Annotated in this window: 2 pseudogenes; both read right to left on the bottom strand. The window is 40.7% G+C overall.

Annotated elements, in window-relative coordinates:
* A pseudogene (locus tag R7Z47_RS25410) lies at positions 1–248 on the bottom strand (DNA-directed RNA polymerase subunit beta); the annotation flags it as partial.
* Positions 249–458: 210 nt separating this feature from the next.
* Positions 459–637: pseudogene (locus R7Z47_RS25405) on the bottom strand (deacylase); the annotation flags it as partial.

Raw genomic sequence — 637 nt, 5'->3', positions numbered from 1 at the left:
GTTGTGACCTCAGCGTTATTTTTTGTGTGGTAACAATGATCTGGCTTGCTTTCCTCTCGCCATTTGAGTTCTGAGCGTTGCGCGTCCAAGTTGAGTTCATCTGGAACAGATGAAGCATAATGATCTTCTAGTGAATGTTGTTGACTTTGTTCTTGTAAGTATTGAGCGATGTTTTCAGATTCTTGAGCGAGGAGATTTGCAGAAAGTCCAAGTCCCAACAAACAGCTAATGAGTTGTGTTTTATTCATAGATGTGTGCAAGCAAAAAGAAAACATAATACGAATAAATAAAACGCTGTGCAATTGTGCGGTGAACAAGATGAATTGAAATAAGCTAAACACGAAGCACAAACGTTAAGTTTTCGTGTTTAAGTGTTTGTAATAAATAATATTGGTGAGTAAACATAACAAAAAAAGCCCGGCACTAGGTACTGGGCTTTGAGATCATAGAGCATGCAATTATGACTGAGAGTCGAGTGGGATTTGTCCCGTCGTTACCTGTTCGACGTCAAACTCAGTTAATCCTTCAATGTAGCTTTCTACCGCTTGTTCTACTTCATCGTCGCTTTGGCTGAAGTATGCGAGGTGGAAAATGGCATCGCCTTCGTTTACCAATGGCAGCGTTTGCTGACCGATCA

Source organism: Vibrio sp. 1641 (genome assembly GCF_033339995.1).
Taxonomy (GTDB): domain Bacteria; phylum Pseudomonadota; class Gammaproteobacteria; order Enterobacterales; family Vibrionaceae; genus Vibrio; species Vibrio alginolyticus.
The sequence above is the reverse complement of the archived record's forward strand: the minus strand, read 5'-3'. Positions and strand labels throughout refer to the sequence as shown.